Source organism: Gammaproteobacteria bacterium (assembly GCA_024235095.1).
Taxonomy (GTDB): domain Bacteria; phylum Pseudomonadota; class Gammaproteobacteria; order Competibacterales; family Competibacteraceae; genus UBA2383.
The window spans coordinates 2,569,864-2,583,268 of the sequence record JACKNC010000001.1; the positions used below are offsets into that span (position 1 = coordinate 2,569,864).

At 56.8% G+C, this 13,405-nt stretch carries 12 protein-coding genes; 11 read left to right on the forward strand and 1 reads right to left on the reverse strand.

What is annotated here, in order from left to right; all coding sequences use genetic code 11:
* Nucleotides 1-8: 8 nt before the first annotated feature.
* Nucleotides 9-2,207 (forward strand): primosomal protein N', encoded by a 2,199-nt coding sequence (locus H6973_11360; GenBank protein ID MCP5126193.1) that lies wholly within the window; start codon nt 9-11, stop codon nt 2,205-2,207.
* A gap of 101 nt (nt 2,208-2,308) precedes the next feature.
* Here H6973_11360 and H6973_11365 read toward each other — a convergent pair whose 3' ends face one another.
* Nucleotides 2,309-2,458: a hypothetical protein gene (locus H6973_11365; GenBank protein MCP5126194.1), complete on the reverse strand. Its 150-nt coding sequence runs from the start codon at nt 2,456-2,458 to the stop codon at nt 2,309-2,311.
* A 291-nt stretch (nt 2,459-2,749) separates the two neighbouring features.
* On the opposite strand from H6973_11365, the gene H6973_11370 reads away from it, so the two are divergent.
* The 10 genes from H6973_11370 to H6973_11415 all read left to right on the forward strand — a co-directional run bounded on the left by H6973_11370 (nt 2,750) and on the right by H6973_11415 (nt 13,224).
* Nucleotides 2,750-3,058, forward strand: coding sequence for a DUF485 domain-containing protein (locus H6973_11370; protein ID MCP5126195.1), 309 nt, complete (start codon nt 2,750-2,752; stop codon nt 3,056-3,058).
* Nucleotides 3,055-4,734 carry a cation acetate symporter gene (locus tag H6973_11375; GenBank protein ID MCP5126196.1) on the forward strand — a complete coding sequence of 560 codons (1,680 nt, stop codon included), beginning with the start codon at nt 3,055-3,057 and terminating at the stop codon, nt 4,732-4,734. The genes H6973_11370 and H6973_11375 overlap by 4 nt, the downstream gene beginning before the upstream one ends.
* 115 nt (nt 4,735-4,849) lie before the next feature.
* The gene (locus tag H6973_11380) at nt 4,850-6,736 is read left to right on the forward strand and encodes a cyclic nucleotide-binding/CBS domain-containing protein (protein MCP5126197.1); all 1,887 of its coding nucleotides are present in this window, start codon (nt 4,850-4,852) and stop codon (nt 6,734-6,736) included.
* A gap of 219 nt (nt 6,737-6,955) precedes the next feature.
* Nucleotides 6,956-8,740, forward strand: a complete 1,785-nt coding sequence (locus tag H6973_11385; protein MCP5126198.1) for an arginine--tRNA ligase — start codon at nt 6,956-6,958, stop codon at nt 8,738-8,740.
* Nucleotides 8,737-9,066 carry a hypothetical protein gene (locus H6973_11390; protein ID MCP5126199.1) on the forward strand — a complete coding sequence of 110 codons (330 nt, stop codon included), beginning with the start codon at nt 8,737-8,739 and terminating at the stop codon, nt 9,064-9,066. Before H6973_11385 ends, H6973_11390 begins: the two co-directional genes overlap by 4 nt.
* A gap of 246 nt (nt 9,067-9,312) precedes the next feature.
* A complete protein-coding gene (locus tag H6973_11395; GenBank protein MCP5126200.1) occupies nt 9,313-10,737 on the forward strand; it encodes an HDOD domain-containing protein in 1,425 nt (474 codons plus the stop codon).
* An 85-nt stretch (nt 10,738-10,822) separates the two neighbouring features.
* Nucleotides 10,823-11,476 carry a peptidyl-prolyl cis-trans isomerase gene (locus H6973_11400; protein ID MCP5126201.1) on the forward strand — a complete coding sequence of 218 codons (654 nt, stop codon included), beginning with the start codon at nt 10,823-10,825 and terminating at the stop codon, nt 11,474-11,476.
* Between the two features lie 12 nt (nt 11,477-11,488).
* On the forward strand, nt 11,489-11,986 hold the full coding sequence (locus tag H6973_11405) for a peptidyl-prolyl cis-trans isomerase (protein ID MCP5126202.1): 498 nt from the start codon (nt 11,489-11,491) through the stop codon (nt 11,984-11,986).
* A 12-nt stretch (nt 11,987-11,998) separates the two neighbouring features.
* Nucleotides 11,999-12,739: a UDP-2,3-diacylglucosamine diphosphatase gene (lpxH, locus tag H6973_11410; GenBank protein MCP5126203.1), complete on the forward strand. Its 741-nt coding sequence runs from the start codon at nt 11,999-12,001 to the stop codon at nt 12,737-12,739.
* Nucleotides 12,740-12,741: 2 nt separating this feature from the next.
* Complete coding sequence (locus H6973_11415) at nt 12,742-13,224, forward strand: DUF1249 domain-containing protein (GenBank protein MCP5126204.1); 483 nt, start codon at nt 12,742-12,744, stop codon at nt 13,222-13,224.
* Nucleotides 13,225-13,405 lie beyond the last annotated feature (181 nt).

Here is a 13,405-nt window from a genome sequence, read left to right on the forward strand (position 1 = left end):
CGGTTCCCTTGATTCTGCGCATCGCCATCCCCTCGCCCCTGTATCGAACCTTTGATTACCTGCCCCCGCCAGACTGCGATCCTGCTGTGTTGCGGCCAGGAATGCGGGTGCAGGTCCCCTTCGGTCGAAGACAGGTCGTCGGGTTCCTGGTCGAACTGAGCGCTGACACGCTGCTGAATCCCGCCAGCCTGCGGCCTGCGCTGACGATTCTCGATACTGAACCGGTCTTGCCCGCCGACGTACTGGCGTTAATCCAGTGGGCGCAACGCTATTATCACCATCCCCCTGGAGAGGTTTTCGCAACCGCTTTACCGGTCTTGTTGCGCCAAGGCGAACCCGCCACACACCCAGCCCCAACGCCGGTCTGGCGTATTACTGAAGCCGGCCATGCCGCGCTCGCTGACGCCGCCTATGCGCGCCGCGCGCCGGTTCAATGGCGCATGCTTGACTATCTGGCGCGTTGTCCCGATGGCGCTGAACCCGAAACCTTGCGCGCGGTCGTCAGCAACAGTGCAGGCATCCTGCGCGCCTTGCGGGACAAAGGCTGGGTGGAATGTCGCGCGGCGTCGGAAAATGCTCCAGCTCCTCCTCATTCCCTGCCGCCGCCGCTGACTACAGCCCAGGCGGAGGCGGTCACTACGATCCTTTCAGCTCTGGGCCGCTTTGAGGTCTTTCTGCTCGAAGGCGTCACCGGCAGCGGTAAAACTGAGGTTTACCTACAAGCCATTGAAGCGGTGCTGGCGCGTGGTCGTCAGGCGCTGGTGCTGACCCCGGAAATCGGCCTGACCCCGCAATTGTTGGCCCGTTTCCAGGAACGGTTGCCCGGACCGCTAGCGGTGTCGCACTCCGGTCTCAGCGACGCTGAGCGGCTCAAAGCCTGGTTGCTGGCGCGCGAGGGTCGCGCTCGAGTGGTGGTCGGCACTCGTTCAGCGGTCTTCGCGCCATTGCAAGCGCCCGGTATTTTGATCATTGACGAAGAACACGATTCATCTTTCAAACAGCAGGACGGTTTTCGTTACCACGCCCGCGACTTGGCGGTGGTGCGGGGCCGGCAACTCGGCGTTCCGGTCGTGTTGGGTTCCGCCACGCCTGCTCTGGAAAGTTGCCATAACACGCAACAAGGCCGCTACCATCGACTCCCCTTGCCGGAACGGGTGGGCGGCGGCGCTGAACCACCGATTTATATTCTCGACGTGCGCCGGCAACCGATGCGCGAGGGATTGTCACAACCCCTGCTGGAACGAATTCGCGTTCATCTGGATCGGGATGAGCAGGTGTTGCTGTTTCTCAACCGGCGCGGGTTTGCCCCAATCCTGCTTTGTCATGAATGCGGCTGGTCCAGTCAGTGCCGGCATTGCGACGCTCGCATGACCCTGCATCTGCGCCGCCAGCGGTTGATTTGCCATCATTGCGGCGATCAGCGACCGGTGGACGCCACCTGCCCGCAGTGCGGCAGTGTTGATTTACGTGGCTTCGGCCAGGGCACCGAGCGCCTGGAAACCGCGCTCCGTCAGGAATTTCCCGAGACCGGGATTGCGCGCATGGACCGCGACAGTACCCGCCGCCGTGGCAGTCTGGAAGCTTTGCTGACCGAGATTCAGGCTGGCGGTCGCCGCCTATTGATTGGCACCCAGATGCTGGCGAAGGGTCATCACTTTCCCGATGTGACCCTGGTGGGAATTATTGACGCTGACCAAGGATTGTATGGCATCGACTTTCGCGCCAGCGAACGCATGGCGCAACTGATCCTGCAAGTCGCCGGACGGGCGGGGCGGGCGGAAAAACCGGGCATGGTGATCATCCAAACGCATCATCCCGACCACCCTTTATTGCGCACCCTGGTCTCACGGGGTTATGCAGCTTTCGCTGCGGAAGCGCTGACCGAACGCCAAGAAGCGTTGTTGCCGCCGTTCGCCCATCAGGCCCTGTTGCGCGCAGAAGCGGTTGACCCGGAGCGAGCCACCGGATTTCTGCAACGGGCGCTGGCGCTGGCCGAGCCATTGGCGGACGAGTTGGAACTGATGGGACCGGCTCCCGCGCCGATGGAGCGCCGCGCCGGTCGCTATCGGGCGCATTTGTTAATCCAGGCTGTCCAGCGTCAGGCATTGCATCGCTTCCTGGGGCGCTGGACCCCGCTGCTCTGGGCGGAGCGCACTGATCGCCAAGTGCGCTGGTCGCTGGATATTGATCCGATGGAGCTGTATTAATCTTCCAGCCGGCGGATGGCGCTCTGTTTCTGGACTAGGTTCATCAAGGCGGTGTCATCCTGCGGCAAATCGAACCGCTTCATCTTCCAGAGATCGCCGCCTTACTGCGTCGCTACGCCGACCAGCGTATTGACCTGGCCGACGCCGGTTTGATCTGGTTGGCGGGACAGGAGAAAACCAACCGGGTGTTCACCGTCGACCGGCGTGATTTCAGCATCTACCGCACTCCCAGTGGACAGCCTTTTGAACAAGTATGGCTTAAGTAATGATGCTTAATGGCGCAACCGCGAATCGTCAAGCCGGTTTCCACTAAAAAATAACCTGACTCTTTACCCTTTACTTGACGTGGGAGACGACTAGACTTTTTGGGGCTTGTGGGGTTTCCCCGTAATCAGGCGCCCACTAAAGGAAGTGAGTCGGGATGCGACCCCTCGGATCTTCCGGGGTCAGGCGGGTCCAACCCGCGGGCGGTCAGCGTCTAACCGCCCATCCCGGTCATCACGACGACCCCGCTCTTCACCTTCCACCAATTGGAGAGAACGATGCAAGACGATTTGGTTCACAAGATAAAAAGCAACCCGAAGTATCACGAGTTGGTCTCCAAACGCAACTCGTTTAAATGGATCATGGCGATCATCATGCTGGTGGTCTACTACGCCTTCATCCTGACGATCGCCTTTGACAAAGAGTTTATGGCGCAACCGCTCTCGCCCGACTCCGTTACCACTATCGGTATCCCGATTGGGGTCGCGGTGATCCTGTTCGCCTTTGCCATGACCGGCATCTACGTCTTCCGGGCGAATGCTGTCTTCGATAAGCTCACCCACGAAATCAAGGAGGAAGTGCTATGAGCTTCTGGAAGCGCATATTCCCAACGATCTTCTTGATGCTTGTTGCTGGCAGCGCCTTAGCCGCCGGCGGCGATCTGGGAGAAGTCAAGAAATCGGCGGTCAACATTCCCGCCATCATCATGTTCCTGGTGTTCGTCGCTCTTACCCTGGGCATTACCTATTGGGCGGCGCAACGCACCAAGACCGCCAAGGATTTCTACGCCGCCGGCGGCGGCATCACCGGTTTCCAGAATGGTCTGGCGATCGCGGGCGACTACATGTCCGCCGCCTCGTTCCTGGGCATTTCCGGTCTGGTGTTCCTGAATGGCTATGACGGGCTAATCTATTCGGTCGGCTGGCTGGTCGGCTGGCCGATCATCATGTTCCTGATTGCCGAGCAACTGCGTAATCTCGGTAAATACACCTACGCGGACGTGGTCTCCTACCGCTTCGAGCGGGTGCCGATGCGCACCCTGGCGGCTACCGCTGCGCTGATCGTGGTGATTCTGTACCTGATCGGCCAGATGGTCGGCGCTGGCAAACTGATTCAGTTGCTGTTCGGCTTGGATTATGTCTATGCCGTCATCATCGTGGGTGTGTTGATCATCATCTACGTCACTTTCGGCGGCATGTTGGCCACCACCTGGGTACAAATCATCAAGGCGGGTTTATTGCTATCCGGCGCCACCGTCATTGCCTTCGGCGCGCTGTACCTGGCCTCGGATGGCAGCATGAGTCCCGGACGGATGTTCCAGAAAGCCGTTGAGATTCATCCCAAAGGCATCAAGATCATGGGGCCGGGCACGTTGGTCACCACCCCTATTGAAGCCATCTCGCTGGGCTTGGCGCTAATGTTTGGCACCGCGGGTCTACCCCACATCCTGATGCGCTTCTTCACCGTGGGCAACGCCATCGAAGCTCGCAAGTCGGTGTTCTTCGCCACTGGCTGGATCGGCTACTTCTACATCCTGACCTTCCTGATGGGTTTTGGCGCTATCGTACTGCTGACCGGTAATCCCGAATTCGCCGATGCGGCTGCGACGGGCGGCATCCGGGGCGGCCAGAACATGGCGGCGGTCAACCTGGCGGCGGCAGTCGGCGGCAACGTGCTGCTTGGTTTCATCTCGGCGGTGGCTTTTGCGACGATTCTGGCGGTGGTGTCCGGTCTGACCCTGGCCGGTGCTTCAGCCATCTCGCATGACCTGTATGCCAACGTGTGGGCGCATGGCAATGTGGACGAGCAACATGAAGTGCGGGTTTCCAAAATCGCCACTATCGTGTTGGGCATCATCGCGATTTTCCTCGGTATTGCCTTCGAGAAGCAAAACGTCGCCTACCTGGTGGCGCTGACCTTCTCAGTCGCCGCCAGCGCCAACTTCCCCATTTTGTTCATGTCGATCTACTACGGCAAGATGACCACTCGTGGCGCGTTGATCGGTGGCTGGCTGGGTCTGATCAGCGCCAGTGTGCTGGTGTTCATTGGCCCGACGGTGTGGAGAGATATCCTCCATATGGGTGATCCGATCTTCCCGCTCAAGTTCCCGGCGCTGTTCTCGATGACCATCGCCTTCCTGGGCATCTGGATTGGCTCGATCACCGATACCAGCGAGCGCGCCAAGAAGGAATGTGAAGCCTTCGAGGCGCAGGATGTGCGGTGCCAGACCGGTATCGGCGCCGAGGGTGCGGCCAGCCACTAAACGTTCACCCCCCTTCTGTGTTAAAGAAGGGGACTGAATGGATGTGTTAAGATAAAACCCCTTCCGGCTTCCGCCGCGAAGGGGTTCTTATTGGGCCTTTCGGAAGCGAACTGTCGTGACTAATTTGGATCAAAAAGCCTTTCTTGCCCGTCAGCCCCCCTTCAACCGGCTCGCCGAAACGGAACTGGCGTCGTTAGCCGGGGAACTGAGGATCGGTCACTTCGACTCGGGCGAAGTGTTGTTAAAGTCCGGCGAAACGCCAGCCTGTCTGTACTTCATCATCGAAGGCGCAGTTTACGAAATCGATGGCGACCCAGATCAGCCTGCTCAAGAGGGTGCGAAATCGCTGACTGCCGCCAAGAGCGCCCGATCCCTCTGGTGCGTGATCGCTCTGTATGGCGCCGAGGATGCCTTCGATGCCAGCGCTCTGCTGGAAGGAACCAGCCTGCACAGTTTCGTGGTCAGCGAACCGACTCATTGCTTGCAGATGCCACGGCCGGTTTTCCTGCAAGCGATTCAGAATTATCCGCAACTGGCTTCTTTCTATAATCGTAAGATTTCTCAGCGTCTTGCCGCCCTGCATGAAACAGACGACAACCGGGACCTGGCGGCATTCACGATTGCTAAAATTCAGGATGCCTATATTCACCCACCGGTCTTCGTGTCAGCGCAACAGTCTATCTATCAGGCGGCGCTGACCATGAAGGCCCATAAAACCAATTCAATCCTGGTTCAATACGGCGACGAAATCGGCATCGTCACTGCCACTGATCTACGCGAGGCCGCTATTATTCAGCGTCAGTCGGTGGACGACCCTGTTGGCCCGCTGGCGACTTACGAATTGATCAGCATGGAGCCGGACGATTTCCTGTTCAACGCCCTGCTGCGGATGACCCATTACAATGTAAATCGGCTGGTCATCCGCGATGTGAAAACCATTCATGGTATTCTCGAACAAATCGACCTGCTGAGTTATCTCTCCAATCATTCCCACTTGATCGCCCTGCAAATCGACCGGGCGCGTTCCCAGGAAGACCTGAAGTGGGCCAGCCGCGATCTGGTCAATGTCATCCGCGATCTGCATGACAAAGGCATTAAAATCCGCTACATCATGCAACTGGTGTCGGAACTGAATAAAAAGTTGTTGCGCAAACTGTTCGCTCTTATCGCGCCGCCGGAACTGCTGGAAAACGCCTGCCTGCTGGTGCTAGGCAGCGAGGGCCGCGAGGAACAGGTGCTGAAAACCGATCAGGACAACGCTCTGATCTTGCGGGATGGTTTCAGCTACCCTGATCTGGAGCGGATCACTCGCGAATTCACCGAAAGTCTGCTTGATTTCGGCTACCCACGTTGCCCTGGCAATATCATGGTGTCGAACCCGTACTGGACCAAGCCGATGGCTGCATTCAAGGATGAGTTGTTTCAATGGATCGTGCATCCGACCTACGATTCGTTTCTCCAATTCGCCATTTTCTTCGACGCGATGGCGGTGGCCGGCGACGATAATCTGCTGCGCCATGTCAAAGACCACATGTATCGCCTGCTTGGCGATCATCGCTCGTTCTACAGCCAGTTTGCCAAATCCACCGTTGCGTTCGAAACACCGCTCGGGTTCTTTACCAATTTCGTCGTGGAAAAAGACCGCGATGAACTGGATATCAAGAAAGGCGGCATTTTCCCCATTGTTCACGGCATTCGCAGCCTGGCCCTGGAATACCGGTTACCGCAAACCAATACCGTGGACCGGATCACCGCTTTGAGTCAGCGCAATCTGTTCAACCCCTCCTTTGGCATTGAGCTGATCGAGGTCTTTACCTACCTGTCGACCTTGCGCGCCGAGGCCGGCCTGCGGAAAATTCGCGAAGGGCGGACGCAAGATAATTACCTGAATCCCAAGGAACTGAACAAAATACAGCGGGAAGTGCTGCGCGATTCGTTCAAGATTGTCAATGAATTCAAAAAATTCATCGGTTACCATTTCAAACTGAGCATGATCAGTTAATTATGGTTCTTCGAAGATTTTTGTGGAACTCACACTGTAGGTCGGGCAAAGGCGTAACGTTGCCCGACAAGAAGGCCTATGTCGGGCACGTCCTGTGCCCGACCTACATACTGATGACAACACTGTAGGGTACGCATTGCGTACCCTACACAATACCGGTGAATCAATCAGTTATTTTTTATACAGTTCCTAACAGGAAACCCCCATGAGGCTTTCCCCTTGAAAACCCATCTTCAACACCTGATTACTCAGGCGCTCCAGCAGCTTTGCCAGGATGGAGCGCTGGCCGATGCCGAGTTGCTTTCGATTCCCCTGGAGCGCACCCGCGACCGAGCGCATGGCGATTACGCTTCCAATATCGCGCTCACCCTGGCGAAAACCGCCCGGCGCAAACCCCGCGAACTGGCCGAGAACATCCGCTCCGCGCTGCCGATGTCCGCGCATGTCGCCAAAGTGGATATCGCTGGCCCCGGTTTCATCAATTTTTTCCTGACACCGACCGCCTATCACACGGTCGTGGGCGAGATCCTGCAACGCGGCGATGACTTTGGCCGGAGCGCGCTCGGTAACGGACGACGGGTTCAGGTGGAATTCGTTTCCGCCAATCCTACTGGCCCCCTGCACGTCGGTCATGGGCGCGGCGCAGCGTTTGGCGCTACCGTCGCTAATTTACTGGAAGCGATCGGCTACCAGGTTCACCGGGAATACTACGTCAATGACGCAGGCCGACAGATGAACATCCTGGCCGCCAGCCTGTGGTTGCGTTACCTGGAGCATTGCGGCGAACGGTTCCCGTTTCCCAGCAACGGTTATCGCGGCCAATACTTGCGGGACATCGCCGCCCGGTTTTACGCAGAGCATGGCGGCGCTTATCTGGTTTCAGCGCAACAGGTTTTCCAGAATCTCCCCCCGGACGAAATCCGCGACGAAGCCGGCGACATTGTGACGCCAGGCAACAAGGAAACCTATATCGACGCCGTCGTTGAACGCGCCCGTACCCTGTTGGGCGATCACCGCTACCGTTTTCTGTTTGAACTGGGCCTGAACGCCATTCTCGACGACATCCGCGACGATCTGGGCGGGTTCGGGGTGATCTATGACGAGTGGTATTCCGAACGCGCGCTTACCGAACACGGCGCGGTCAATAAGACGTTGAGCCGACTGCGTGACGCTGGCTATGTGTACGAGCGGGAAGGCGCGCTGTGGTTTCGTTCCAGCGCCTTCGGTGATGAAAAAGATCGGGTGGTCGAGCGGGAAAACGGTCAGATAACTTACTTCGCCTCGGATATCGCCTATCATCTGGAGAAATTCGAGCGCGGCTTCGACAGAGTCATTGACGTTTGGGGCGCCGACCATCACGGCTATGTCCCCCGGGTGAAAGCCGCACTTCAGGCTATGGGTGAAAATCCTGACCGGTTAGCCGTGCTATTGGTGCAATTTGCGATTCTCTACCGCAATGGCGAACGGGTACCCATGTCCACTCGTTCCGGCGAATTCGTCACCCTGCGCGAACTGCGTCGAGAGGTCGGCAACGACGCCGCCCGCTTCTTTTATGTCATGCGCAAGAGCGAACAGCACCTGGATTTCGATCTCGACCTGGCTAAATCACAGTCCAGGGATAACCCGGTTTACTACATTCAGTACGCCCATGCGCGGGTATGCAGTGTTCTCAAGCAATTGCGCGAAAAAGGGCTATCCCGTGATGTGGAGCGCGGCCAGGCGCATCTAGCCCGATTGACTGAACCCCATGAAGAGAGCTTGCTCATCGCGCTGGCCCGTTACTCGGAAGTCCTGGAAATGGCGGCACTTAACCACGAGCCGCATCAGCTGGCTCACTACTTGCGGGAGCTGGCCAATGCCTTCCACACCTATTACAACGAACACCGGGTTCTGGTCGATGACGATGCCTTACGCGACGCCCGGTTGAATCTGAGCCTGGCGACCCGGCAGGTGATTAAAAATGGTTTGGCCCTCCTAGGCGTCTCAGCTCCGGAGGTCATGTGAGTATTCGCCGCGATTACAAATCCGTTTCGCCACGCCAGCGCCGCCAATCGGCCCGCCGGTTGAGTATACTAGTTATCACATTGATTTTGATCGGTCTATTTGGTGGTTTCCTCGCCTACATCAAGGGCGCCCGATTCCAGCCGCCGCCGGTAGCAGTAGCGCCGCCACCTATACCGCTCACGCCGCCTGCGCCCGTCGCCGTGCAATCGCTGCCGGCCCCGCCTGTCAGTATGCCGGCGCCGGCAGCGGATCCCTTCAAGCCCAAATACGATTTCTACACCGAGTTGCCCAGACGGCAGGTTGATATCCAGCGGAAAGAACCTTAAGCAAACGCCATGTCCAATTGCTACAGCCCACGCCTGCGCAAGCCCCCTCGCGAGCCAACAGCGCTTCCCTGAAAAGGAAAATTCCACTATAAATATTTTAAGGAACTATTATTGAAACTGTTTTATTCTATCTTGCCAAGACTAATCATTATTATTGCGTTAGCAAAGCCAAGACTGGATAGTTAAAGCTATAATTTAGAGAGATATAACGCTATCTCAATCAGACGACTCGGTAAAGTTACCTCCATGGACCTTCCTGACATCGTTCGGACCCATCTTGACCAACAGGGTTTTCCCTATCGATTGGTAAACTGTCCTTCTACTGAAACGCTCATTCAGGCTGCAGCGAAACTTGGCATCGCTACCCGACAAATAGCGCGAATTGTCCTGCTGAAAGATACAGTGGGCGTGGTCATGGTGGTTTTACCATGCAGCTACATTCTCGATTTTTCGATACTCTGCCAATCACTGCGGCGCGATCTGGAGCCGCTTTACGGTCCCGAAACCCACTGCTTCTTCGAACAACATGGTTGCAAGGCGGGATCTCATCCCCCCCTGCCGGACGCGTTCGCCATACCGGCTTTGGCGGATATCAGCCTGGTCGCGGACGAAACTCAGGAAATCTACTTCGATGGCGGGAATGGCAATACTTTGGTGGCCATGCAGGCGGCCGATTTCCGCGAACTGCTCAAGTCGGCGCGCTGGGGACAGTTCGCTGTTTCCACCGAGAACCTCGACGCACTGATCAGCCAGCAGGCATTTACCCCCCAAAACCTGACCAGTCTGACCCGGCGTTATACGCCGGCAAAACTGCAGGAAGGCATCGAAGCGATCACTGAACTGCCGGTCATGCCGGAAACCGCGAAACGGATTCTAAAGCTGCGTAATCAGCCGGGCCTCCTTGCCACCGACATCATCTGGATCGTCGAACAGGACCCCAGTCTTGCCGCACAGGTCGTGCATTGGGCGCGCTCGCCCTTGCATGGCCATCGTGGCGCAGTGGATTCGCTGCATACCGCCATCGAACAGGTCTTGGGGATCGAAAACACCCTTAACCTGCTGCTGGGGTCCTGCATAGGTCAAACTTTTCGCATACCAGTCGACGGTCCAGTCGGTTTGCAAACCTTTTGGCGGCACAGCATCTACTGTGCCTCCCTGGTCAGCGAGTTGGCCAAACTACTCCCCGAATCGTTGAATGTGAACCCCCATCTGGCCTATCTATGCGGCCTGCTCCACAACTTCGGTTATCTGGTGCTGGGTCATGTCTTTCCCACCCACTTTTTTCTGTTCAACCGCTTCCTGGCGGTTAACCAGAACGTGCCGCTCAGTGTCGTCGAACGCTATGTCTTGGGCGTTGAGCACTGGCTGATCGGCTCCTGGCTGATGCAGTCCTGGGACATGCCCGAGGAGGTGATTGCCGCGGTTCGCTGGCATCATAATGAAGATTGCACTCAACCTCATGCTGAATATTCCAATTTGGTGCTGATCGCCAATCGATTGCTGCACCATGTCGGAATGAGTGATGAACCGAATAACCGCTTGCCGGCTCTGGCGATGTTTACCTTGGGCATCACCCGCGAACAGGCTATGGAGGCGCTGGCCCGAGTGCAATCCAGCATCTCGGAGCTTGATAACCTGTCGGAAGTCTTATGGTTGCCCTCTGAGGGGTAAGCCGCGGTTACGGAAGTAGGGAGTAGGGAAAATCCCTGTTTCCCCTACTCCTTTCTGGTTATTTCCACAACCTGGCGATAATTCCATGCACAAGCGAGTTTCCTTATTAGCGGCCGTCGTTCTCGGTCTGGCCAGCACGACCATTATTGCTGACACTCAAGTTCGGTTGGATACCAGTATGGGTCCGGTTACCCTGGAGTTGGCTGACAAGCAAGCTCCTAAGTCGGTTGAAAATTTCCTTACCTATGTCCGCGATGGCTTCTATAACGGCACGATCTTTCACCGGGTCATTGACGGTTTTATGATCCAGGGCGGTGGTTTCACCGCGGACTTTCAACAGAAACCGACTCGCGCCCCGATCCCGAATGAGGCTGACAACGGATTGAAAAACCGGCGTGGCGCAGTGGCCATGGCGCGCACGGGCGATCCCAACTCCGCTACGGCCCAGTTCTTCATCAATGTCAAGGACAATACATTTCTGGATCACCGCGGACCGACTCCGCAAGGCTGGGGCTATGCGGTGTTTGGCAAGGTGATCGATGGCATGGAGGTGGTCGACAAGATCCGCCAGACGCCAACCGGTTCCGGGGGACCCGGCGACCGGTTCAGCGATGTGCCGGTCACGCCAATTGTCATTGAATCCGCGACAGTACTGGACCGTTCGAAGCCTGCCTCGTCGGATGCCGAACCGGAACCAGCGCTCGCGCCAGCGACTCCGTCCGAACCATCAAAAGAGTGAGTTTTTATCATCATGGTTAATCTGCACACTTCATTGGGCGTCATCGGTATTGAACTGAATCACGAACATGCTCCGGCAACCGCCGCCAACTTTCTCCAATACGCCCGCGACGGGTTTTATGATGGCACATTGTTCCACCGAGTTATCCCCGGCTTCATGATTCAAGGCGGCGGCATGGAATCCGACATGAATCAAAAACCAACCCGCAGCCCGATCCAGAACGAGGCGAACAATGGCCTGAAAAACGTGGTGGGCAGCATCGCCATGGCCCGCACCTCCGATCCCCACTCGGCCAGTTCACAGTTTTTCATTAACCTCAAGGACAATGACTTTCTTGACCATCGTGCGCCTAACAGTCAGGGCTGGGGCTATTGTGTATTCGGCCAAGTTGTCGCGGGTATGGACGTCGTCGAAGCGATCGCTCAGGTGGCTACCACCAGCCGACGGGGTCATCAGGATGTACCGGTCGAAAACGTAGTGATCGTCAAGACCGAAGTCAGCGGCGAGTGAGTCGATAGCGACATGGCCACACTGTTCATCTCCGACCTGCACCTGGAACCGATCCGTCCGGCTATCACTACGCTCTTCCTGACTTTTCTGGAACAACGCGCTCGCCAGGCCGAGGCGTTGTATATCTTGGGCGATTTATTCGAGGTGTGGATCGGCGATGACGACGATAGTGAATTGGGGCAAACGGTCGCGTCAGGTCTGCGCGCGCTGACTGGATCGGGCGTCCCTGTGTACTTTCTGCACGGTAACCGCGACTTTTTGCTCGGCGAGCGCTTTGCTGCGGTTAGCGGTCTGCAACTGCTGCCGGAAAGCATGGTCATCAACCTGGCGGGCGAGCAAGTGCTCTTGCTCCACGGCGATACGCTCTGCACCGATGATGTCGAATATCAAACCTTCCGCACTCAGGTTCGCGATCCTGCCTGGCGGGCGCGGACGCTGGCCTTGCCTCTGGCACAACGGCGGGCGCTTGCCGGCCAGTTGCGGGAAACCAGCCGGCAAGCAATCCAACAGAAAGCCGCCGACATTATCGATGTCAACCGTCAGGAAGTAGATCGGGTCATGAAGGAGCATCGGGTTGAGCGACTGATTCACGGCCACACGCATCGGCCTGCGATTCATGAATGGACGCTGGATGGCTACTCCATGCGGCGGATCGTTTTGGGCGACTGGTATGCACAGGGTAGCGTATTGTGCTGTAGCGCCCCGGGTTGGCGGATGGAATCCCTGGCGTTGTCGGGCGCATGTAAAGAATGATCATGCTCCATCCTCCTCATGTGGGGTGGCTGGCGCACGATGCGCCCGGTGGCTTTTCGGCCCTGATGGATCTATACGAGTGCAATTACATTAACATGCGCCGTTTGCTACCGATCATGCCGCCGGCCTCAGCGGTTCGGGTCTCGCGCACGCCCGGTGGAATGGATTTACACCTGCGCGTCGTCGAGCGTTGCCGCTATACCAGTGAATTGATTCTGACCTACCAGTTTGGTCAGGAGCAAGGTCCGCCGGTCGCCGAACCTGATTTACGCATTCGGGTATACCATGATGCCCGGTTGGCCGAGGTTGTCACTGCCCATTTGCGGTATCGGGTCTCTTTTGCAACTGACCCGCTTGATTCAAGGAGTCCGGACCGTAACCCTCTTTGTAACCGCTGGCGAATCAATCGCTTTCTCTATAAATGGCTGACTTACTGCTGGCGGCAAGGTCACCGTTTCGTTGAACCTCACCAACCCCCCGCCTGAATATTTTTACCAGGTAGCAAAAAAACCGGATGTTCTTTTACTAAATTAGTTGACTAATTGAGTAGGTTAATATAGTTTTCTTGTTCAAAACTTATACTATAATTAAAGTGCTGATTTTTATGAGCTGCAACTTGGATAAAGCATGGCTAAGTCCAGGAGCCGAGTCTTTAGGCTAATGAAG